Consider the following 23057-nt stretch of genomic DNA (forward strand, 5'->3'; position numbering starts at 1 on the left):
TGTGCCGGTGCTGTTCGTGGGGGGTGGCGCTCAGAACATGCCGTTGTGGTTGGCGGCCGTGGTGGGGACGTCCTGGATGACGTCCCAGTGTTCGACGACCTTGCCGTTCTCCAGGCGGAAGTAGTCGGCGAGCGCCCGGCCGGGGTTCTCGGGGTTGCCGGGGTCGAGGTCGAGGTGGGAGTGGGTGACGACCATGTCGCCTTCGGCGATGACGCGCTTGATGTCCAGCCGCAGATTCGGGTACTCGCCGCGGAGCCAGGTGACGAAACCGATGAAGGCTTCGGGGCCGTCCTGGGCGTCGGGGTTGTGCTGGACGTAGACGGGGCCGAAGTGGTCGGCGACTGCCCTCTGAGGGTCTCCGCCGAACGCCGTCCGGTAGTAGTCGACGACGACGTTCTTGTTCTGCTCCAGCGTGGACATGTCTGCTCCATTTTCGCGACGAGGCGCGCCGGCCGCACGGCACACAGGTGCCGTCGAACACGAGGGGTCTGCCCCGTCAGGTTGGTCGGTGAGGGAGACCCGCGCCATTCGTGGGCGGCCTGATGGGCGACCGGCACGCAGCGCTGGTCAGACTGTGGAGCGCATCCCCAGAAGGGTTGCTTCCGGTATCACCCGGATCGCAGGTGGCGACGTCGCGGACTGCCGGCGGATGAACTCCTGACGCTGCTCGCGGTCACCGTCCGGCCCGCTCTCCATCGCGATGAACGCCCTCGCGACCCGCCCGCATCACCCAGAAACCACACCAACGTGGTGAGGATTATGAACCTCGCCACGTGCACGGAGCGATGTGAGAACGGGTCAAACACGCTCTCGGACTCAGGGAACGGGACACCTGGGCCCCGTTGCGATCAACGGCTGATACCAGATTTATTGCGCCAATACACCTGATATGTGGCGAACGGATAGTAGAGTATGGGAAATACCGCACCGGCTGCGGGTGGCCCGTTCAGTCGACGCCACCTCTGAATGGCCGGCGGCCAGGCGCACGCCTGCACCGGATACCCCGGCCCGATTCCGACGGGCCGGGGTCTCGGCGGCGTTGCCGAGGTATGACTACCACTTGCCGTGGTGGTTCTTGACCACACGGAAGCTGCCGACGACGCCGTTGTCGACGTACAGGCCGCCGTCGACGTAGTGCGGCTTCACCCCGGTGCTGGTGCTGTGCGGACCGACCGTCGCGATGGGCGCCCCGTTGTCACAGGTGGCCCCACGGAAGAGCTCGACGCTCTTCTTCGTGTCGTTGCGAATGTTGAAGCTCTTGGCGCCCAGACCGCTGACGGCGATCACGCAGCCGTCCGAATCCGCGGAGTAGGAGCGCTCGTTGATGTGGATCCGGCCCTCGTGGTCGTAGTCGTCGTCGTACTTGCCGCCGCCGCCGAGGGGGGCGGTGGCGGGAGCGGCGGCCGGAGCGGCTGCGGCAGGGGCCTTCTTCGCGGCCGGGGCGGTCGTGTCGGAGGCAACCGCGTAGTTGATACCGGTCGCGGTGAGAGCCGCTGCGCCGACGACGGCGGCGGTCACGGCGAGTGAACGATTCTTCATCTCACGTCTTCCTGATTCGAGAGCGGACGACCGGGCGGTCGATCCGAGAACGAACTTACCTAAAAGCTGCTTAAGCGATACTTGAGCCGAGGGGAAAGTGTGAAGAATGGGCCGCCTGGCCGTACACCCGGAAGGAATCGCGGGGTTTTTCCAGCAGCTCTTTTGACCGAAGAAGGCTTTTTCCAAGGGAAGTTGACGGACCATTGGTCCATCCGGGCGACCTGTTCAGCCCTGTTCACGCTTTTGATTGCGTGTCGGTCCCCGCCCCAGGACTGACGCGCCCATCCCGGACGGAGTGCCAAGAACCGGTCCGCCCTCAAGCGAAGCCGCCCCCCAGCATTACGCAACGTGAGCGAACGTCTGCCTTCTGGGGGCGGTGCTGCCGACAGAAGGACTGGATGCCGGTCTCGATGACGCGGGCCTCGAAGGTAGAGCCGTCCCCTTACGCCTCCATCGCGTCCTGACCGCTTTCCCCTCGCCCACGTAAGCGAACAATGCTTATTCAAGAAGCAGTTGTTTCGGTATCAGTCATGGCACTGTGCGCGCTGGGCAGACGTCCGCGGAGCAGAGCGGGGACGCCCAGGACGGGCCGGCGAAGCCAGCGCGAGACAGCCCGCGACCGTGCGTCCGTGCCCCCGGGGGGGGGCGAAGGTGACGCGCCCGTCACGGCAGCCGTCGCCCAGCCCAGGGCGCCTTCTCTCCCAGCGACGGTGAAAGCTTCCGGGATCCGCGGAAGCGGTGGGCGGTGGCTGCGGGGACACCCCGGTCGAGCTCGCCGGCAAGGACTCCGTGGGATAGGCCGGTGCAATCACGAGTTGGCATCATCCCCAGCAGGTATCCGCTCCCCCACACTCTCCCCGTACCGTCCCGCGCCCCGTCCGCTCAGCGGACAAACCCCAGGGCACGGCTTCATCGGACAGTAGGAGAAATCCCCCATGAGACACGTCCCGACCGCCATCGCCTCCGCCATCGCCGGCCTCGGCTTCATCGCCGCGCTGGGTGCGGCTCCCGCGGTCTCCGCCGCTCCTGCCCCTGCCACCTCCACCCCGGCCGGCATTGCCGCCTACAACGGATCGGGCGAGAACGCCGCCGCGAACCGGGCCTTCTTCGACGCGGTCATGAAGTCGGTCGCCGAGAAGCGGGCCGCCAACCCCGGAACCCAGGCTGTCACGGTCACGTACAGCGCGGCTTCCGCCCCGAGCTTCCGCACCCAGATAGCCAACAGCACCCGGATCTGGAACAGCTCGGTCTCCAACGTCCGGCTTCAGGAGGGCTCCAGGGCCGACTTCACGTACCGCGAAGGAAACGATCCGCGCGGATCGTACGCCTCGACCAACGGACACGGCCGTGGCTTCATCTTCCTGGACTACCGGCAGAACCAGCAGTACAACTCGACCCGCGTCACCACGCACGAGACCGGACATGTGCTCGGCCTGCCGGACAACTACTCCGGACCGTGCAGCCAGCTGATGTCGGGCGGCGGCCCCGGCCCGTCCTGCACCAACGCCCAGCCGGACGCCAACGAGCGAGCGCGGGTGAACCAGCTCTGGCAGAACGGTTTCGCGGCCGCACTGGCCCGTGCCGCCTCCAACTCCGGGAGCTGACCGCTTCACCTGCATGAGTGGAGGGCCGTTCCGGGCGGGGAACGGCCCTCCACGCTGAGTATTCGACGACACCGCCTGGGCCCGCGTGAAATCGGCGGCGCGGATCCGGTCGTCGCTGGCGCGTCGCGAGGTCGAACTGCTCCCCGCGCTCGCGCGGACGGTCCGACAGGTCAGCTCCGCACGCCCGCCCGGGGCGGGTATTCCCTCATCCGGACAGGGCCGGACAACCGGGCCGGACAACCTGCCCTCGATCACCTGGTTCTCTCGGCTTCGTCGGCGTCCAGCGCGCGCACGAGCTCCACGCACAGGGTGGCCGCGGCGGGGATCGTGCCGGCCAGTTCGTCGAGGTCGGCTCTCAGCTCGGCCAGCGCCCAGGAATGATGGATGCTCGCCAGCGCGGTCCGCAGCCACTTCCGGGACTGGTGCGCTGCTCCCAGGGCGGCGAAGTAGACCGCGAGATTCCCCGCCAGTCGGCCTGCCTCGACACTGGAGCGAGCGGCCCCCCGTTGCCGTTCCGTCTCCTTCCTGATCGCTCCGCCGAGCTGGAGTCTGCTGAGCCGGACCGACCCCGCCAGGTGCAGCGCGAGGGCGTATTGGTACCGGAACCAGGGGAGTTCGGGCGCCTGCGCGTACGCGGCGCGTGCGACGCGCAGGGCCTCCCGGACTCGGCCAGTGGCCCGCAGCGCCGCCGCGAGGGCCCAGAGAACGTCGCTGCTGGGCTCGGGGTAGGGAAAGTTCCTCGTCGCGTCGTCCAGGACCGGGAGGGCTTCGGCGAAGTCGCCTCTCCGAACGAGCACTTGCCCCCGGAGGCGCCTGGGGGCGGGGTACAGCGGAGCCAGATCCGCCGCCCGGTCGAAGTCCGCGAGCGCCTCGTCCCAGCGCCGGAGGTCCATGAGCAGCACGCCCCGACGCAACAGCGGGTACGGATCGTCGGGCGCCAGGAGGACCGCGGCCGTCGTGTCGGCGACGCCCAGGTCCGCCGCGTACAGCACCCGGAGGAGGTCAGCCCGCCGCAGATGAACCTCCATCAGGTCGCGTCCGGAGAAGCCGGGGACCCGCAGGGTGCGGGTGGCGACCGCCAGCGCCTGCTCGGGTCTGTTCAGGTCCGAGAGCGCCCCGATGGCGAAGAGCGCCGCTTCGGGCAGGGCCGCTCCGTCGGACGTCCCACCGTCGGCCGCGGCTGTCAAATAGTGGCCTGCCGCCTCCATCAGGGGCTCCACGGCAGCCGCGGGTGTCGCGGAGACGGCACACCTGGCGTGCTGGAGCAGGGCTACGCCCAGCAGGCTGTCCGACGCCTCGTCCTCGCCCGCCCGCAGGGCCTGGGCGGCTTCCGCGAAGTAGGGAGCCGCCGCCCCGGCCCGGTCCAGCCGACTGAGGCAGGTTCCCATCTCCGCCAGGGTTCGCGCGTACGCGAGCAGACCTGCGGGGCCGGGTGTGCGGGCGCGGACGCCACGGGCCCGGGAGGCTGCTTGCCGTAACGTCGCGTCGAGAACCGGGCCCGCTCCCAGCTGATGCGCGGTCGCTGCCAGCGCCTCGACCAGCTGGGGCTCGTACGTTCGGGGGTCGGCCAAGGCGAGGAAGCGCAGCAACTCGGTACGCCGCCGCAGCGCTCGTCGCAGTGCCGCGACGTCCGCGCGGGTCGCGGCCTGCCTGCTCTCCCTCTCCCGCTGCTCCAGGGCCCGCCGCATGGCGCGCTCGAAACCGGGTGTGAGAAGTGAGGGTGTTTCGACGGGGGCGGGTTCGGCGTCGGCCGTCGGCCGGAGCCCGGCCTCCTTCAGACCGTGCCGCAGGTCGTCCAGTTCGCACAGCGGCCGCTTCCGGGCTGCCGCCCGCGCCCGCGCCACCGCGAGCACGCGCGCACTCAGAGGCGTCAACGGCAAGGGCACCACCGGAAAGGGGCGGGGCTCCGCCTCCAGAGCGGCGAGCAGGTGCTCGGGGGCTACGTACGGGTAGCCATCGGCTTCGGCGGCCGCCGAAGCCGAGCCCAGCGCACCCTGCACGGCCCCGCCCCAGCGAGGGAGAGCGGCGCCGCCGTCCCCTGACGTGTCCGTAACCCGCCCGGCCGTCACTCTTTCCACCGCCCACGCCAGGTCGTCGAGATCGACTCCCGGATGCCCGAGCCCGCGGGCTCGGGACCGCGCCAGATCCCACGCGTGCCGGCCGCTGTGTGTCACCCGCACCACCAGCCGGTCGGGTATGTCCGCCGGGTGCCCGGCGACACCTTCCGTGGTGATGGCGGCCGAGAGTTCCGGGAGTCCCAGCAGGGCCGCGGGGCCGGCGGAGCAGGCCGCACGCGCCGCCTCGAAGAGCACGGCGCGCGCTCGGTCCGTGAACGGACGCGGGTCGGGCAGCCCCAGGGCCCACCGCTCGGGCGGGCCGACAGCCGTCGTGTGATCCGCGTACAGCCAGAGGCCTGCCCGGGCCAGGATCTCTCGAGGATCCGCGCCCACGGAGGTGAGCAGCGACACGGGTATTCCGGTCTCTTGCCGCAGCAGAGCGACGAGCAGGTGGAGCGGGCGGGCCGTTCGCTCTCCACGGCGCCCGGCCGCACGGTGCCGCCCGGCTTCCGCCGCCGCGTCCAGCAGCGCTGTGCGGGCGGGCCCGGCCAGCGTCGCGGCGGTGGGGGTGCGCGGGTTCGTGGCCAGCACGGCGGCCACCGCCGTCCGGAGCGAGGTTCGACCGACGCCGAACGGCTCCAGCAGCGCGGCGCACAGCGGGTCGTCGAGGACCGCCAGCAGCAGGTGCTCGGCGCCGACACGGCTGTGCCCCAGCAGATGTGCTTCGGCCACCGCCGTCAGCAGCATCCAGGACTGCCCGCCGATGAGGGCCTCGGCGGCAGGCAGCCAGTCAGGCGCCCCGAATCGGCCCTGAGGGAGCGGAGCCGCGGGAGGTGTGGCGGGCGGGGGCGGGCTGGAGAACGGGGCAGGGCGGTCGGATCGCGCGGGGGATGCGGGGGATGCGGGAGATGCGGAGGGTCGGGCGGCGTCGGGGAGGCGGGGAGTCGGCGCATCCGGCTGCGTCCGCCTGGCCGAACCGGCCAGAACCGCCGTGATCCGCTCCGCGGTGGACGACCGCGTGGGCGCGGGTTCGGGCACGGGCGGGGAGACCGTGCCGGAGGGTTCCTCCGGCATCCGCCGTGGCACCGGCTCGCCCAGCAGTCCGAACAGGGTGTCCACCGTCCCGACGGCCCTGCCGTGCATCGCGCCGAACACGTCCGGGGACACCGCGATCAGACGCGTGAAGAAGGTGTCCGCCTCTCGTACCGCCTCCAGCAGTCGGGCCCGGTCACCGGTCCGTGTCCACCAGGCCAGGTCGTCGGCGGTGCCTCCCTCCTCGTGCAGCGCGGCCCACCTGCCCTGGGCCGCCCGGTCGGCGAAGACGAACGGCCGGGACTCCATCAGGTGACGGATCGCCGCCCTCTCGTCGCCGGGGCTGTCCGGATCCAGGGCAAGGTGGTACGCGGTGAGTCTCGCGGTCAGCAGCGGGTCCTCGAAGGACGGGGCGAGGGCCACGCAGTGCTCGTACTCCTCGTGGAGGGCGCCGACGACCTGCTGCCCGTTCGCGATCTGGCCTCGCATCTGCTCACAGATCGCCGCCAGCCACAGCCGTACGGCGCCCCGCCAGCGTGGTCCGATCCGGTGGCGCCACCGCAGGAACGCCGAGTCGTCGCCACAGGTGCGCTCATCAACGCCCGTCCTCGTTTCGGCCTGCAGAAACGCCGTCACCGCCTCGGCGGGATGCCCCGCCCCCAGCAGACGACCACCGATGATCATGTGCACGGCGATCGCGACTCTTCTGTTGCCGGGACTGAGCCGCTGTTCGTTCAGCAGCCCGGCAGCGGTGTTCTGCTCCTCGTCGCAGGTGGCTCCCGTTCGGGTGTCGTGGAAGTGGACTCCGAGCGCGGCGGTCCGCACCAGTTCGCCGGTCGGACCGTCCCGGTGGGGGACCCGCTGCGCCCGGCGCAAGGTGAGAGCCGCCGCCTTCCGGTCGCCCAGCTCACCCTGGGCCTGCGCCCGCAGGGCACCGGCCCGTGCGGCGACGACCGCGAGGTCCCCCTCCGGCTCCGCCGCCAGGTCGCGCAGCGCTCCGGCGGCCAGTTCATCGGCGATCTGCGGGCACTCGCACCGCAGGGCTGCCTCGGCGGCCCTGGCCAGCAGGACGCGTACGCACGGATCGGTGTACGGGGCCGGGTGATCGGCCAGGAGCCGCAGGTAACGGTCGAGCGCCGAGGCGGGCCGCCCCTCGCGCATGTCGGTGTCGGCCTGCTTCGTCGCCCCCTTGAGGACGTGGCCGCACCTCAGGCGCGGCGTCAGGGGCAGGGTTCGCACCGGCGGTGTCACGAAGCGCGTGGTCAGCCCTTCCAGCGGCACCTCGTAGAGCAGCCGGTAGAACGCGGCGGCGAGCACCAGCCAGAGCGGTGCGCCCAGGTACGAGGCGGCGCACGCCGCCGGCAGACCGAGGTAGAAGGTCCTTGGCCGTGCCAGTGCGGCAGCCGCCAGGCAGGCCGTGACGTACCAGGGCTCCCCGTGGCGCACCTCGAACCACCCCAGGACGGCCGCCATCGGGCCCCAGCGGGCGGTCAGCCACACGTAGCGCACCTCAGACTCCTGTCCCGGTGTAGGCGAAGGCCTGCCAGACGAAGGGCCTGCCGCCCTTGCCCCGGCGCCACCGGTCCAGGTGGGCGAGCTGCATCTCGCGCAGGGCGTCCGGCGGGGAGGCGCCGGCGCAGAGCCGCCGCGTCAGCAGCCGCGCGGCGGCCTCCAGCTGGTCCGAGGGGTGCAGGACCGGGTAGAGCGTGCAGATGACGTGGTCGGCTCCGGCCAGCAGGAGCGCGGAGCCGAGGCCCAGCCACTCGCTGACCGGGGTATGGACCGTGTCCGCTCCGTCCCGTGAGGAGGGAAGCTCCAGCCCGAGGCTCGCGCAGCCGACGGCCAGCACCTTACGGGGGACGGGGCAGGAGACGCCGGCCTCGGCCGCCGTATCGGAACCGCCGTCGGGGCTGCCCAGCATGTCGGCCATCGACAGCATCGCCGTACCGCCCGGCTCGGTGCCGTCCCCGGGGGTCGGGGCGACACGCAGTCCGCTCAGATACGGATTGCCCGGACGGACCCCGACATGGCCGAGGAGGTACAGCAGTCCCTCACGCTCGTCCAGGTCGTGCAGTTGTCGCAGTGCGCGGGTGAGCTGTTCCTTGGTGACCGGTCCGCGCAACACCCGTCGTGCGGGTGCCGGGAGGCGCAGGGCGAGCGTGTCGCGCCTCGGCGGCTCCCCGCTGACGCCTGCCCGGCCGGTGACGTCGGCCGCCGTGTCCCCGGTCGTCTCCTCTTCGGCGGCATCGGGCCTGAGCACGGCCAGTTGGAGATCGCAGGGAGCCCTGAGCCGGCCCGCGGGACGTGCCAGGCACTGGCTGATCACCGCCCAGGCGGGTACGTGGATCACTCGTGCCACATCGACCACGCGCCGGTCACGGCCGGGCGCCAACGGCAGTGCGGCCACCGGCAGATGGCCCAGTACGGCCGGAAGCGCCACGACGACGGAGGCCGTACTCCCGGTGTGGGAGGCCAGGCCCTTCGCCAGCGGCTCGGGCAGGAAGGCCGCGGCCACCCGCCCCAGCAGGGCGAGTTCGGAGCCGTCGCCCGCCGGTGCCGACAGCGCGCCGCCCGTGACCCGCTCCCGCAACTCCCCGGGATCCTCACCGGCCCGCGGCAACGGCAAGGCCTCGCGCAACGCCGCGTCGGCGAGCGCGGCCTCGGTGCCCGGGCCCAGCTGTTCCCAGCCGTGCGACCATGCGCCCGACGGTGAGCGCACGGTCCAGTAGTAGCGGTCCTGTACGGTCACCGCGCTCCAGTACCAGCAGCGACCCGCGATCGCGATCAGGGCCCGGTCCAGGTCGAAGTCGGCTTCCTCCGGGCCGGCTCCGGGAGGCTCTTCCACCGTTCCGGCCCTGGGCGGCAGCCGTCGCGATCCCGCCACGACCATCGTCGGCGGCCTGCGCACCGGGCTCAGTCCGATCTCCGCCAGCGCCGCCGAACCGGGCCGGTCCGCGCCGTCGTCGCTCGCGGGCCGCTCGCCGGCCGGCCTCCCGGCGCTCTCCGCGCTCTCCGCGCTCCCGGCGCTCTCGGCGCTCTCGGCGCTCTCGGCCGCGAGCGTGCCGCTTCCTCCGGTGCCCCTCAGCTGCGCGGCGCGCACGGTTTCCCGCAACGCGCTGTGGCGGGCCAGCTCGGTATCGTCCATGCGCCGGGGAAGCACCTCACCCCGCGCCGTCTCGACGATCTCCGCGACCACCGGGCTCGCCGTCCTGCCCCGCCCCGAGGACAGCCGCAGGGCAGTGGCGTAGGCGCTGAGCTGCATCTGTTCCCAGAGTTTGCGCCCCTCCGCCGTACCCACGCGGTAGCGGGTGTCGTGCACGGCCAGCAGCGCCTGTACCGCCTGCGCGAGCGCCGCCCTTTCGTGCCCGTCCCTCTCGTCCGCGCGGGCCAGCACCTGTCTCGCGGCAGCGGCGGCGAGCGGCCTGGTTCGTGCGTCGACCTGGGCCAGGGCGGCCAACGCGTCCCGTCGGGCGGCGTCGCGGGTCTCCTCCCGGTCGACCAGGGCGGACGCCGACATCAGCCGCATGCGGGCCGCCTCTTCGGGCTGTACCAGGAAGTCCGACCGCGCGTCGTTGGCGTGGGCGCCCCGCAGGGAATGACGGGCGCCCTCGTCGTTCCCCGCCTCCGTCAGCAGCCGGGCGAGCCACAGTTCCGTGCTGAGCAGCAGCAGTTCGTCGCCGCAGCGCACAGCGGTGCGTCGCATCCGGTGGATGTCACGCAGTGCCTCGTGAGGGGGCTTCTCGCCGATCCCGCGCTCCAGTTCCTCGAGGATCAGCCGCCTGCGGTGGGTACGGCACCGGCGTCCTCGCAGGAGACGGACGGCCTCGGCGCTCATCGCCGCCGCCCGCTCGGCCTCGCCGTTGGCGGCGAACACCCGCGACAGCTCCGCCAGACACCAGCCGCGCATCGGCTCCGGCGCGTTCCGCGCGGCCTCGGCGGCCTCCCTCCCCGTGAGCAGCGCGCCCGCGGGATCCTCCGCGTACAACTGCTGCCTGGCGCTGATCATGAGCAGCACGGGTTCGCAGGCTTTCGGCACCGGCCGTTTCGTCAGCGCGGCGACGAAGGGCGCGACCGTGTCGGCGCGTCCGTGACAGGCGAGATCCACCGCTGTCGCGAAGGACGACCACTGCCGGCGCGCCCTGAGTGTCAGCCGCGTCCGCAGCGGTACGAACCCGAGCGCGGGACCGCGCACCCACCACGGGTGGCACATGATCCGCCCCATGTCCCATGCGCTGAGCATGAGGAACGCCGTGAGCATCGCGAGTATGTGCAGCCACCACAGGCCGGGGAGCGCGACCACGGCCGCCACAGCGGGTCCGGCGGCCCACCGGACGTTACGGATCGTGAGGAGGTTGACGGCGACGAAGACCAGCGAGGCGGCCAGCAGTTCCCGTGGTCCGGTGCCTTCCAGAAGCAGCGTGAGCGTCGCCGCCGTCAGCCCGACCGCCAGCCGGAGCAGTGTCGGATGGAGCATCTCCTTGCGGGCGGACGTTCCTTGCGCGTCGACCAACCACAGGCCGAGACGGTGCCGGGTCGTCAGGTGTCGTCGCCGTGCGCGGAAGTCCCGCACGATCGCGGGAATCACGGCCAGTGTCTCCACGAGGCCGGTCAGGGGCTCATGGCGAGGGGCCATGCGTCTGGTCAGCAACAGGTCGATCGGCGCGACGAGGTCCTCGGCCGCCAGATCCTGCGGCCCGCCGCGTCGGGCGAGCCAGTCGAGCGCCGCCTGTTCGTTCTCGAATTCCGGTGCCCGGCGGAATGTCCGCCTCCCGTCCCTTCCTCTCCCGCTCATCGGCTCGTCTCCGTCTCCGCCGGGTCGTCCTTCGCCCAGGCCTCCAGGCCCTGTCGTGCGAACCAGTCGAAGCGCAGTCCGGGCTCGGCCCCAGGTCCAGCCGCTTCAGACGCAGCCAGGCGCACGTGTGGAGGAGGTCCGTCAGGGCGGCGCAGCAGACCGCGTAGTTCAGTGGCGTCGGGGCGAGCAGCACGGCCGTCGCCTTCATGATCAGCCAGACGGGCGGAAGCACCATGAACGCCCGGCGCTGGACCAGGAAGGTACAGAGCAGCAGCCACCAAAGTCCGTGACCGAGCGCCTGCGCGACCAGGGCGAGGATCGTGCTCCAGCAGACGAGCTCGTCCAGCTGCAGCGCCCACATGAGCCGACGCATCCGTCGTACGCCGCGGGGTGTGTTGTGCCGTGGGACGAACTTCGGCAGGAGGCGGTCGTTGCCCCGGGTCAGTTTCGGCGGCAGGAATCTGGGGGTGTGCCGCCTCAGTTCCTCGATGTCGGGCGGTCTCTCCACCGTGAGCAGATCGGTCGTCGTCCGGCGTGCGGGAGTGAAGGCAGCATCCTCGTCGGTGTGGGCGCCCGGCGCGCGGTGCCGGTGACGGGCGCCCGCGCGAAGGACGACATCGGCTGTCAGCCCCGACTCCCTGAACTCCGACGCTTCCGGGCAGTCCTCGACCAGGGCCGCGAGCAGATGAAGACTCGTCGCCCGAGTGTCGCTCGTCAGGCCGGCCCAGGCGCCCAAGGTGCCCAGCAGGGCACGCAGCTCGACGCCGGGCACGGGCGGGTTCGGCACGTCCGGGCGGGACATATGACCCTGATCGCCCGTCGGCGTGGGTACTGATGTCGGCGTGGGCGTGGGCTGAGGCGGCGCTTCGTACGAGACACCCACGGTTTCCAGGGCATCGCGCAGGGGGCGCGAGGAAGAGGTCTTCGGGCCACCGAGGGCTTCTCTCACCGCTCGTACGAGATGGCTGCCGAGCACCTCCGTCGAACGCTCTTCCACCGCCAGCGCGCGAGAACGGAACAGCAACTCGGCGACCGCGTCGCTCGTTTCGCAGCCGCCCCACTGCTCACTCAACATGACGGTCACGGTCCCCCCTGACTCGTCGAGGCGCCGGGGACGACGGAGGCGGCAGGCGGGCTCGTGACCGGCGAGTTCGTGACCGGCGAGTTCGTGATCGGCGGGTTCACGGCGGGTGGCTCGGGCGGCTCCTCGGCCCGCGCCACGTAGCTGACCGTCAGAAAGGTGACCCGTCGCGCGCTGACGGCGGCCGCGTTGACCTCCGGCAGCACCACGGTCACGTCGTCACCGGGGGGACGGTAGGAGATGTCGCCCCTGAGAGTGAGCTCGCGGTCGCCGTGCTCCGTGGGCACCCGGCTGTAGCTGTGCAACTGCCCCGCGAGATAGCTTCCGTCATCCAGGACACAGCCGACGTAGACGTCCGTGTCGGGATGTTCCCTGAACAGGAGCCACCAGGCGGAGTGCTGTGGTTCGAGCCGTCTGGTCCGCGCTTGCAACCGGTTCCGTACGGCGTCCGGGAGCAGGCCGCGCCAACGGCCCGCGCCCACGCCGTATCCGATCAGACACGCGAGCGTGAGAGCGGCGGCGGACCAGAGGGAGACCGCCGTGAAGTTGTCGGCGACATAGGAATGCGGGTCCCGGTAGAGCGTGCGGAACGCCGGGCTGTACCAGAGCCCGAGGCCTGAACCCGCGGTCAGCAGGGCGAGCGTCACGGCATCGACGACCACGCTGGCGAACAGGATGGACACCAGCTCCATGAACGACGTGTGCACCCGCTTCGGCACATGCCGGTCGAGCGCCTGGTGGTAGACGTAACCGGGCAGAGCGAGCACCACGAGCATGACGAAGCCGGCGACGTTCGTTGGCATGAGCGCTCCTCAGGGCGAACCGAACCGAACGTAGGTAAAGTCATACTTCACCGACTTGCCGGTCATTAATATGCGCCTAGAGATTCCTAGCACTCCTCAAGGAGCCATAAGTGCCGGATGAAGAAGCCGAGTTCGGATCGGTTCCCCAGCGCGCCCCTGCCACCGCGGTCGAACCGGAGGCGGACCTCGACGCGGACCCGGACGCGGAGACCGACGACTGGGACGGCCCCCTCGGTGACCCGCTCGGCGATCCGGTGCCGAAGGTGAAGCCCCCGCGCGCGTCGGCTCCCCCGCCTCCCCCGCCCTCGCCGAAGACGCGATGACCCATGACGCTGTGACGCGACGGCCGGGGCGGGAAGAGACCGTGCGCGGACGGCCCCGGCCCGGCAGATTCCGCGTCAGCTGCGTTCGGGCCCACCTCCCGAAGCTACGCCGCTGTTGGGGTTGCGCCGGAACGAGCACTGTCCCCGCCGACGAACCTGGCGGGGACAGTGCTCAGGGCCCGTACGGAAAGGCCCCGATCGGCGCGGGAATCAGATGATGCTCACACCGTAGACGCTGAGCGCCTCGGTGACGGGCTGGTAGAACGTGGTGCCGCCGGAGGAGCAGTTTCCGCTGCCGCCGGAGGTGAGGCCGAGCGCGGTGCTCCCGGAGAAGAGCGCGCCGCCGCTGTCGCCGGGCTCGGCGCAGACGTTGGTCTGGATCAGACCGGAGACGATGCCGTCGGCACCGTAGTTGACGGTGGCGTTGAGGCCGGTGACCGAGCCGCCGTGCAGGCCGGTGGTGCTGCCGCTGCGCTGGACGGACTGGCCGACCGAGGGGTCCGCGGCGCCGTCGATCTCCTGGTAGCCGCCGTTGTAGAGGAAGACACGGCCGTCGGCCGCGCCGGGGTCGGAGTGCCGGATGATGCCGTAGTCGTTGCCGGGGAAGCTGGATCCGGTGGTGGTGCCGATGGACCACGAGCTGCCGATGTTGGTGCAGTGGCCGGCGGTCAGGGCGAACTTGGTGCCCGCGCCGTCCTGGACGTTGAAGCCCAGGGAGCACCGGGCTCCGCCTGTGGTGATGGCCTCGCCGCCCGCGATGAGCTTGGAGAACTCACCGGGGGTGCGCTTGACCACGAGGGCGCCGGCGTTCGCCCCGGCCTCGTTCTCGATCGTGGCGACCTCGCTCTTGCTGACCGTGCTGTCGACGGTGACGACGACCTTGCCCGACTCGGCATCGACGTACCAGGCGGTGCCGCCGATGTCGGCGGTGCGCACGGAGTCGGCCGTCCGGTTGAGCTCGGTGGCGCTGAACGTCTTCGGGGCCGGCTGGGCGGACGCGGTGGCGGCGGGGACCGCGAGCGCCGCGACGGCGGCGAGGCCGGTGGCCCCGGCGATGAGTCGTGCTCGTCTCGACAGGCTGTGGGGGTGAGAGAGTCGCACTGTAGTCCTCCAGATCGTGGGGGGAACTCGGGGCGTTGGGTGGACGCCCATGACTCGTCATCAGAAGCACGATCAAGCCGACGTGTCCCTGACAACGTTATTCATGCTGGACAGGCCGCCGCACCCACACAAGACCGCCGAGACAAGGGCTGGCCGAAAAGTAGCCGACTGGCGAGATCAAGACACCGCCAAAGTGGTGGATTGATGACCAAAAAGGGAAGGGGGGATGACGCAAAACGAGCGGCGGAGCACCAGCGGACGGCCGAGGGCGGCACGCGTTCCGTCACCGTCCGAGCTGCGAGCCGATCTCGGTGCGGGACGATACCCCCAGCTTCCGCAGGGCACGTGCCACATGGTGCTCGACCGTCCGGTGCGAGAGGACCAGCTCGCGCGCGATCTCGCGGTTCGACAGGCCGCGCGAGGCGAGCCGGGCCACTGCCCGTTCCCGGGGCGAGAGGTGGTCCCCGTACCCCAGCGCGCCGGGTCTGCGGACGGCGATCTGGCCGTGCTCCCGCAGTTCGCGCTGACATCGCAGCACATCCCATACGCCGTCGATGTCCTGGTAGGCCGCGATCGCCTCGTGCAGCACCGTGCGCCCGCCCGGATCACCGGAGGCCAGCAGGTGGAGCCCACGGGCCTCCTGCACGTACGCGACGTCGTACGGTCGCTCCAGCCGTGTCCAGGCGTCTGCGGCGGCCACGTACAGCGCATCGGATGAACCACTTCCGGCCGGTGCGCCGTCCGTGGCGGTGAGCAGGGCCCGGCAGGTCAACAGGGCCGCCCCGGCTGCCGGTGCGTCCCGGTCGGCGATGCCTTCGGCCAGCTCCGCGACGAGGTGGTGGGCCTCTCCGGGGCGGCTGTCCCGGATCAGGGCCTCGACAGCCGGCGGCGCGATGGCGGAGGCCCACACCCACGCACCCGTACGGCGGATGTGATGCAGCGCCTCCTCCGCCGCCCGGACAGCCTGCGGAGGGCGGCCGGCCGCCAGATGCACCCGAGCCACGGCGGCCGCGGCGGCGGTCAGCACGACGCCGGTGTCCAGCGCGGTCGCGCGAACCGCCCGGTCCAGGAGACGGCGCGCCACGTCCGTCTGCCCCTTGGTGTGCAGGCGTAGCAGTCCGCAGACCAGCAGTGCCTCGGCATGGAAGTCGGGCACGTTCCCGTACTGCTCCTCGGCACGCTCGGCCCGGCTCAGGAGCCCCTTCCACCGGCCGCTCGTGAAGGCGGTGACCACATCCGTGGTCTCGACGAACGCTTCCAGGTACGGGGCATGGTTCGTCCGCACCGCCTGCCACGCCCGGGCCTGGAAAGCACGGGCACGTTCCGGGTGACCCAGGGAGGTCGCCGCGCCCGCCAGATTGGCGTGCACCCTCGCCGCCGCCTCACCGGTGATGGTCACGGGCAGGTCGGCCACCGCGTCCCACGCCGACGGGTCGCCCATCAGGGCCAGGGCGGTGGCGCGGTTGGCCAGCACGGCCGAGCGCAGGTCCTCCTCCTCGACCTCGGGCAGCAGTCGCTCCGCCTCGGCCAGCAGCCGCCGGTGCTCGCAGACCGGCCAGCCCTTGAGGGAGGGAATGGCCGTGATCGCCAGCGCCCGTGCGGCCTGCCCGGTGGAGACGACGAGGAGATCGGGGACTGCCCGCGCTATCTCCTCCAGCGCCTCCAGCCCGGAACCCGACTGGTTGCGCAGCAACAGGCCCAGGAGCAGCCGGATCTCGCCGCTCGGGCCGGGGCCCAGGGAGTGCTGGTCCAGCACCTGCCGCAGAGCGGCGGGCACCTGGGGTCCGGGCCGGGCGTTCAGCGCGACGCGGGCGAGCTTCAGCGCGATCCGGTCGCGGGCGACGGACGAGGGGCCGTCGCGCAAGGCGTCGAGGTAGTGAGCCGTGGCCGTACCCGCGTCCCCGTTCCCGGCCGCCCGGTCCGCGGCCGCCTCCCGGCAGCGCGCCGCCTGCGTGCGGCGGCCGGCGCGCCGGTAGTGCTCGGCCATCCCCGCCAACGGGAAGGGACTCGTGTGCCGGGCCAGGGCGCGGGCCGCGCGCAGGTGCAGAACGGGCCTCTCCGGCTCGGCGACCGCCTCGTACGCGGCGCGGCGCGCCAGCTCGTGGGGGAAGGCGTAGGAGCCGCGCGCCGCCCGGACGACGCCCTCCCTGAGTGCCGTGGCGAGCGCGCGACGCGTCCCCATCTCGTCCAACCCCGCTACGGCCACCAGCAGTTCCACCGGCGCGGGGTCGCCCAGGACCGCCGCCGCGGCGACCACCTGCCGTGCCGTCGGGGGAAGCCGACGAAGCCGCTCCACCACCGCACGGCGCACGGACGCGGGCAGAGGCGGCTCCGGCTCCCCCGTCGCGTCGGTGCGGAACTCCGCGAGGGCGGGTCGCCCGCGCAGCACCTCCTCGACCACGTACGGCAGGCCGCCCGTCCACCGGTGCAGGCGGTCGGCGAAGTCCTCCGGCACCGCCCGCACGCCGAGCAGGCCGGCGGCCAACGCACCGGTCTCCGCCGCCGACAGCGGTGCGAGGTGCCGCTCGACCAGCGTGACGTGGGCCGGGGTGCGCAGCGGGAACGGGAGCCCGTCGCTTCCCTCGGCATCGGTGTGGGGAACGGTGTGGCTGCGGGCGGTGAGCACGAGTCCCAGGCGCGGCGGCGGGTCGGAGACGAGCCTGCGGAGGAAGGCGCGGGTGGCTTCGTCGGCCCACTGGAGATCCTCCACGACCAGAACGGCCTCCCCCAGGGCCGCCGTCAAGGCGTGCAGGGCGCGTAGAACGCGGTGGTGTTCGGCGTGCGGCTCTCCCAGGGGAGGCGGCGCGGGCGGGAGGCGATCCGCGAGGTCGGGCAACAGCCCGCGCAGGGCCCCGGTCACCGGAGGCAGGTCCGGAGGGAGTGGTCCGAAGGGGCTCAGCGCCTCGATGAGCGGTGCGAACGGGAAGGGCGCGTCCGACTCCTGGCAGCGGGCGACCAGGGTGGCGGCGCCCGGTGACCCGGTCCGTCGGAGAAGTTCCCGTACGAGCCGGGTCTTCCCCACCCCCTCCTCCCCGGTGATCACCACGACGGCGGGTCCGCGGTCGATCTCCGAGCGAAGGTCGGCCAGAAGGGCGGAGCGTCCTGTCAGGACACCGGGGGCGGAGGGCGGCGGCTCGGCGTTCACGGCTTCCTTCCGCACCCCGGGGCGGCATCGGCGGATGGCGGACAGGCGGGCCAACGCGGCCGGGCCGCCGGACGGCCTCATGATGGCCCGTCCCGACAGCGGTGGAAAGAGGAGGGACGTCTGCGGCGCACGTGCGGGCGCCGCAGACGTCTCCCTCCCCGGCCGGTGAGGTTCGCGGAGAGGCTCGCCGGCCGGGTGTGCCGGGATCCACCGGGGTTCGGGATGTGGATCACCGGCAGTCCGGTGGAGTGGCCCCGGCAGCGGTCGCCGGACCGGGTGACGCTTCCGGGGCCGGCCGGAGCTTCGGAGGGAGCCGCCGACGCCGGTCAGCGCAGTTGTCCCTGCGAGGGCCGGGTGAGGCGGCCGGGATGGGCCGGCTGGTTCAGAACTGGAGGGACCAGGAGTTGACGTAGCCGGTGTCGTTGACCCAGTTGTCGGTGACGCGGAGTTTCCAGACGCCGTTGGCGGGTTTGCCGGAGGCGTCGACCGTGAACGTGCCCTGGACGTTGTCGGCGCTGTCGTTCGCGTTGAAGTTCTTCAGCACGGCCACGCCTCCGCCCGGGGGCAGCAGTTCGACCTTGAGGTCACCGCGGAAGGTGTGGCGGATGTCGAGGGTGACCGCCAGGTTGGCGGGGCCGTTGCCGTCGATGCCGGTCACGGTGATGGGGGACTCGACGGTGGCGTTGTCGCGGATCTGGACCTGGCCGGTGCTCTCGAACTTCTTGCCGGGGGGATCGGTGGGGTCCTCACCGCCGCCGGCGCCGGTGAAGAGAAGCCGGTCGGGTGAGCCGGGGCGGGCGTCGCTGATCTTGTCCGGGGTGGCGTCGGCGGCCAGCTTGTCGCGGACCTGGGCCGGGGTGAGGGACGGGGTGGCGGCCAGGAGCAGCGCGGCGGCACCGGCCGTGTGCGGGGATGCCATGGAGGTGCCGCTCATGGTTTGGTTGGCGCTGTCGCCCGCGTTGGACGTGGAGACGATCTTGTCGCCGGGCGCGAAGATGTCGAGGCAGGTGCCGTAGTTGGAGGCCTGGCCGTTGCTCCAGCCGCTGGCGCGGGCGTCCGAGCTGTTCGTGGCGCCGACCGTGATCGCCGCCGGGGTGGACGAGGGCGAGTACTGGCAGGAGTCGGCGTTGTTGTTCCCTGCCGCGACGACCCAGGTGATGCCGGAGGCGATGGAGTTGTTGATCGCGTCGTTGATGGACTGGGTCTTGCCGCCGCCGACGCTCATGTTGACCACGGCGGGCTTCTTGGCGTTCTTGGTCACCCAGTCGATGCCGCGGAGGACCGGGTCCCAGGTGGTACCGGAGGAGCCCTGGCAGTTCAGGACGCGGACGCTGACGATCTTGGCGGCCTTGGCGACTCCGTAGGAACTGCCGGCGGCGGTCCCGGCGACGTGGGTGCCATGCCCATGACAGTCAGAGGCGTTGGAGTCGTTGTCGATGAAGTCGTAGCCGCTGGCGGCCCGGCCACCGAAGTCGCTGTGGCTCAGGCGTACGCCTGAGTCGACGACGTAGACGGTGACGTCGGAGGCGTCACTGGGGTAGGTGAAGCTCTTGTCCAGCGGGAGGCTGCGCTGGTCGATGCGGTCCAGGCCGTAGGAGGGCGGAGAGGGCTGGGTACCGGTGGCGTAGGCAGCGGCGTCGGCTTCGACCCGGGCCACCGAGGGGTCGGCGGCGAGTCGCTTCGCCTTCTCCTCGCTCATCTTCACCGAGAAGCCGCGCAGGGCCGTGGTGTAGGTGTTTCTGACCGTGCCCGCGTGGCGCTCGGACAGGGACTTCGCGACGGAGGGTATCTCCGCGCGGGCGACCGAGTCCTTGAGCGTGACGATGTAGGAACCTTCGACCGCGCCGGGGCGATCCGCACCGACGATGCGGCCCTCGCCACCACCCGGCGGTACGGGCGCGGCCGTGGCCCCGGCGGTCGAGGCGGCGCCGATGAGCAGGGCGGCACTGGCGCCGACGGCGAGCAGTCTCCGCAAGGTGCGAGCTGGACGATCCACAGTTTCTCCTCATGATGCGTCACAGGCCCGGTCGGGCCTGGTGGGGGTGGACCGCTCGGCATGCAGCACCACGGAAGAGGCATGGTGACTGGAGGTCAGGTCGGGCGGCCGCAGGGATGACCTGTCATGGGGCTTGCCACGCGGGAGGCCGTCGCCCCTCCGCCCGGTAGTGCCGATTCACGCCTGCCGGCGGGGCTGAGGCAGCCGTACACCCCGCATGCGCGGCAGGCGGTGAGCTGGGTTCTTTCGCCTGCCGTTGGACGTGTTCCGGCCACCCAGAGTTTGCGGCGCTCGGACGGCGCCTATCAATGCGTAGCGCTACCTAAAGGAACGGGGGCGCGACGGCTGCGGCAATGGGCACGCCGAAAACCTCGCGCCGCGGCGCCGTCCGGCCCGCTACAAAGACGACTTCAAAGACCGCTGCGAAAACCGCTTCGAGGCCGATCGAAGCCGATCGAAGCCGATCGAGGAAGAAAACGGTTCGCAGGCCCCTGCATGCCTCCCGGACAATGCCCAGGTCCCGAACACGTGCGGGCATGCCAGGGAAGATCCCGTTCGACGACAAGGGGCGAGGCGTATGGGCCTTGACTACAGCTACCGGATCCTCGTGCCCGCTCATGACGTCGGCAGGGCGCTGATCGAGCTCACCGAACTGGCGCCGCCGGCCCGCCGGGAGACGCCGCTCACGGTCACGATGCCCGGTGGTGCCCGGCTCGACGTCCCCTTCACCTCGAACTTCACGAGTGAGCCGGTTGATTGCTCCGCAGGCGACAAGCTTGAACTCGACACGTGCATCCTGTTCGGCGTCGACGACGCCGTGCGCGAGTACTGCGCGGACCGTGAGTACGAAACCGACGCGTCCGGGAGAGTCGGGCTGGGTTACGTCTACCTCACGGTGGAGTTCGCGCCCGTGCCGCACCCTCGCTTCGCGTCACTGGAGTTCACCGCAGCCACGTCGGGGATGAGCCGGCTGTTCGAGCGATCCGCAAGCGTCAGAGCCGTGTTCACCAGCCTCACGGCCGCCTGCGGCGGAGTGTGCGCTCTGCTCGACACCGAGAGCGACACCTTCCACATCTGCTGGCTGAACGGTGAGTCGGTCCACGACACGGTTCCAGGCCCTCGCTTCGCCGAATACGCGGACCTCGTGGCGGTCTGGCCCGATGGCGCCGCGGAGCGAACTCGTTCGGCTCGAAAGCTGTGGCGTCATGCAGGACCAGCTCACCCTTGAGGCCGGTACCTTCATCGATTTCCGGGACGCGTGCTCATCGACCGCTCGGCCGGAAGATCACGCTCCTCGTCACCCGGCCCGTGGCGGGGCGCGGCGGCTGCGCGGGGCGCTGCGGCGGTGGCGGCGTCTTCGGTGGATGGTCCGGGGTGTGATCCGGCACGAGTGCTCCCAGGATCGGTGCGTACACCCATCGTAGTGTGACGGTTACCCAGCGGGGTCGGGAGGTGACCCCCGGAAGCGGGCCACGCGTCCTGCGAGAGAATCCGGCGGTCGAGACCGGAGCAGAATGAAGGCATGGGCGGCGGATCCTGACGGGACCGCGGGCGGATGGCTGGTACAACGACTGTGCCGTGGCCACCACCCGGCCCCGCCACGGGCAGGCTCCGCCGGGCCGAACCTCAGGAGGGCAAGCGTGACCGAAACCAGCGATACCCGATCCGCCGACAGCGCGGCGCGAGGGGAGCCACGGGGCCGACTGCAGCGCCTGATGCGCTACATCCCCCTGGTCGCCCCCGTCCTGCTGTGGGCCGTGCCGTGCTGGGTTCTCCTGCACACCGGGCAGCGCTGGCCGCTCCCCGTCACGCTGATCGGCACCGCGCTGTTCGCCCTCGGCCTGATCGGCATGCCGCTCGCGATGGCGTGGGGCCACGGCCGGCGCCAGCAGGACCGGGCGGCGATCGTCGGTGACACGCTGCTCGGCAGCATATGGGTCCTGTTCACCTGGTCCGTTCTGCTCGGCGTCCTGTTGCGGCTCGCCCTGACGGTGGCCGGCGTCGGTGACGGGCAGGACCGGGCGCGCATCGTCACCTGGGCCGTCCTCGGCGTCGCCGCCGCGCTGCTCGCCTGGGGGTACGCCGAGGCCCGACGCGTGCCACGCGTCCGCCGGCTCGATGTGCTGCTCCCGCGTCTGGGAGCCGGACTGGACGGCACCCGGGTCGTCCTGATCACCGACACCCACTACGGGCCGCTCGACCGCGCCCGCTGGTCCGCACGCGTCTGCGAGAGGGTCAACGCCCTGGAGGCCGACCTGGTCTGCCACACCGGCGACATCGCGGACGGCACGGCCGAACGCCGTCGGGCCCAGGCCGCCCCGCTGGGTACCGTGCAGGCGACTCGGGCCCGCGTCTACGTCACCGGCAACCACGAGTACTACAGCGAGGCCCAGGGCTGGGTCGACCTGATGGACGAGCTGGGATGGGAGCCGCTGCGCAACCGGCATCTGCTGCTCGAACGTGGCGGTGACAGCCTCGTGGTCGCCGGCGTCGACGACGTCACCGCCGAGTCCTCCGGACTGGCCGGCCACCGCGCCCACCTCGCCGGAGCCCTCGACGGCGCCGACTCCGATCTCCCGGTCCTGCTCCTCGCCCATCAGCCTAAGTTCATCGACCGCGCGGCTGCCCACGGCATCGACCTCCAGCTCTCCGGCCACACCCACGGGGGCCAGATCTGGCCGTTCCACTACCTGGTCCGCCTCGACCAGCCGGCCGTCGCCGGCCTCAGCCGCCACGGCGCGCGCACGCTCCTCTACACCAGCCGCGGCACCGGCTTCTGGGGTCCGCCCTTCCGTGTCTTCGCCCCCAGCGAGATCACCCTGCTCGTCCTCCGGTCCCCGCGGGGTTCCACCCCGTCCTGAGGCGGTGGGCGGGCGGCGCCCGGCGAGCCGGGGCGGGGAAGCCGGGCCATGGCGCGAACCTCTGAATGATGGTTCACTTCTTTTATGGCCTACCGCAAGACCCCCGCCGAAATCCGTCGGCTCGAAGCCGCCCGGGAGCACCTCGTCGTCTGCGCCACCGAGGTCGTGGCGGAGGTCGGCTGGGCGCAGGCGTCCGTGACCGCTGTCGCCGACGCGGCCGGCATCGCCGCCGGCTCCGTCTACCAGCACTTCTCGTCCAAGTCCGCGCTGGCCGTGGAGGTCTTCCGACGGGCCGCGCAGCGCGAGGCGGACGTGCTGGGTGAGGTGCTGGAGGGCGGCGGTGACCCCGCCGACCGGTTGCGCCGGGGGGTGGAGGTGTTCGCCCGCCGCGCCCTGGAGAACCACGGCCTGGCGTACGCGCTGCTCGCGGCGCCCGCCGAGCCGGCGGTGGGTACGGAGCGCCTGGCCTTCCGGCGCCGCTACCGGGCGCTGTTCGCCGCGGTGATCGACGAAGGGGTCGCCGCGGGCCGGCTGCCCGGCCAGGACGCGGAGATCACCGCCGCGGCGCTCACCGGCGCCATCGGCGAGGTCCTGGTGTACCCGCTGAGCACCTCGGGCCCGCACGACGCGGACCGGCTCGTCGCCGGCCTCGCCTCCGTGGCCCTGCGGTGCGCGGGCGCGGCCGCCTGACCCGGCCCGTCCGTCCCCCGTCCCCGAACCCGG

General features: G+C 71.7%; 14 protein-coding genes. 5 read left to right on the plus strand and 9 right to left on the minus strand.

Annotated features, from left to right (window positions below):
- Positions 1-30 precede the first annotated feature (30 nt).
- Positions 31-420: an ester cyclase gene (locus ACFWRV_RS07705; RefSeq protein ID WP_384329727.1), complete on the minus strand. Its 390-nt coding sequence runs from the start codon at positions 418-420 to the stop codon at positions 31-33.
- A 633-nt stretch (positions 421-1053) separates the two neighbouring features.
- Positions 1054-1539 (minus strand): hypothetical protein, encoded by a 486-nt coding sequence (locus tag ACFWRV_RS07710; RefSeq protein ID WP_384329730.1) that lies wholly within the window; start codon positions 1537-1539, stop codon positions 1054-1056.
- Positions 1540-2474: 935 nt separating this feature from the next.
- On the opposite strand from ACFWRV_RS07710, the gene snpA reads away from it, so the two are divergent.
- On the plus strand, positions 2475-3143 hold the full coding sequence (gene snpA / locus ACFWRV_RS07715; RefSeq protein WP_384329733.1) for a snapalysin: 669 nt from the start codon (positions 2475-2477) through the stop codon (positions 3141-3143).
- A 251-nt stretch (positions 3144-3394) separates the two neighbouring features.
- On the opposite strand, the gene ACFWRV_RS07720 is transcribed toward snpA, so the two are convergent.
- From ACFWRV_RS07720 to ACFWRV_RS07735, 4 genes are read right to left on the minus strand one after another with little or no spacing between them, the layout of a single operon-like run.
- The gene (locus ACFWRV_RS07720; protein WP_384329736.1) at positions 3395-7741 is read right to left on the minus strand and encodes a Clp protease N-terminal domain-containing protein; all 4347 of its coding nucleotides are present in this window, start codon (positions 7739-7741) and stop codon (positions 3395-3397) included.
- A gap of 1 nt (position 7742) precedes the next feature.
- Positions 7743-10865, minus strand: coding sequence for a CHAT domain-containing protein (locus ACFWRV_RS07725; protein WP_384329815.1), 3123 nt, complete (start codon positions 10863-10865; stop codon positions 7743-7745).
- Positions 10849-12099, minus strand: a complete 1251-nt coding sequence (locus tag ACFWRV_RS07730; protein WP_384329739.1) for a hypothetical protein — start codon at positions 12097-12099, stop codon at positions 10849-10851. Before ACFWRV_RS07730 ends, ACFWRV_RS07725 begins: the two co-directional genes overlap by 17 nt.
- A gap of 5 nt (positions 12100-12104) precedes the next feature.
- Entirely contained in the window at positions 12105-12908 is an 804-nt protein-coding gene (locus ACFWRV_RS07735; RefSeq protein ID WP_384329742.1) for a DUF6338 family protein, read from the minus strand.
- A gap of 110 nt (positions 12909-13018) precedes the next feature.
- Between ACFWRV_RS07735 and ACFWRV_RS07740 the strand changes: the two genes are divergently transcribed.
- Positions 13019-13231: a hypothetical protein gene (locus ACFWRV_RS07740; RefSeq protein WP_384329745.1), complete on the plus strand. Its 213-nt coding sequence runs from the start codon at positions 13019-13021 to the stop codon at positions 13229-13231.
- Between the two features lie 210 nt (positions 13232-13441).
- Here the strand turns inward: ACFWRV_RS07740 and ACFWRV_RS07745 are convergent, their stop codons facing one another.
- From ACFWRV_RS07745 to ACFWRV_RS07755, 3 genes are all read right to left on the minus strand, one after another.
- Positions 13442-14332 (minus strand): S1 family peptidase, encoded by an 891-nt coding sequence (locus ACFWRV_RS07745; protein WP_384329748.1) that lies wholly within the window; start codon positions 14330-14332, stop codon positions 13442-13444.
- 283 nt (positions 14333-14615) lie between these two features.
- On the minus strand, positions 14616-17477 hold the full coding sequence (locus ACFWRV_RS07750; RefSeq protein ID WP_384329751.1) for an ATP-binding protein: 2862 nt from the start codon (positions 17475-17477) through the stop codon (positions 14616-14618).
- A gap of 382 nt (positions 17478-17859) precedes the next feature.
- Positions 17860-19473, minus strand: coding sequence for a S8 family peptidase (locus ACFWRV_RS07755; protein ID WP_384329754.1), 1614 nt, complete (start codon positions 19471-19473; stop codon positions 17860-17862).
- A 577-nt stretch (positions 19474-20050) separates the two neighbouring features.
- On the opposite strand from ACFWRV_RS07755, the gene ACFWRV_RS07760 reads away from it, so the two are divergent.
- From ACFWRV_RS07760 to ACFWRV_RS07770, 3 genes are all read left to right on the plus strand, one after another.
- Positions 20051-20701, plus strand: a complete 651-nt coding sequence (locus ACFWRV_RS07760) for a hypothetical protein (protein ID WP_384329757.1) — start codon at positions 20051-20053, stop codon at positions 20699-20701.
- A 412-nt stretch (positions 20702-21113) separates the two neighbouring features.
- The gene (locus ACFWRV_RS07765; RefSeq protein ID WP_384329759.1) at positions 21114-22334 is read left to right on the plus strand and encodes a metallophosphoesterase; all 1221 of its coding nucleotides are present in this window, start codon (positions 21114-21116) and stop codon (positions 22332-22334) included.
- Positions 22335-22418: 84 nt separating this feature from the next.
- Complete coding sequence (locus tag ACFWRV_RS07770; protein WP_384329762.1) at positions 22419-23024, plus strand: TetR/AcrR family transcriptional regulator; 606 nt, start codon at positions 22419-22421, stop codon at positions 23022-23024.
- Positions 23025-23057: the final 33 nt, after the last annotated feature.

This window comes from Streptomyces sp. NPDC058576 (assembly GCF_042718715.1).
Classification (GTDB): Bacteria; Actinomycetota; Actinomycetes; order Streptomycetales; family Streptomycetaceae; genus Streptomyces.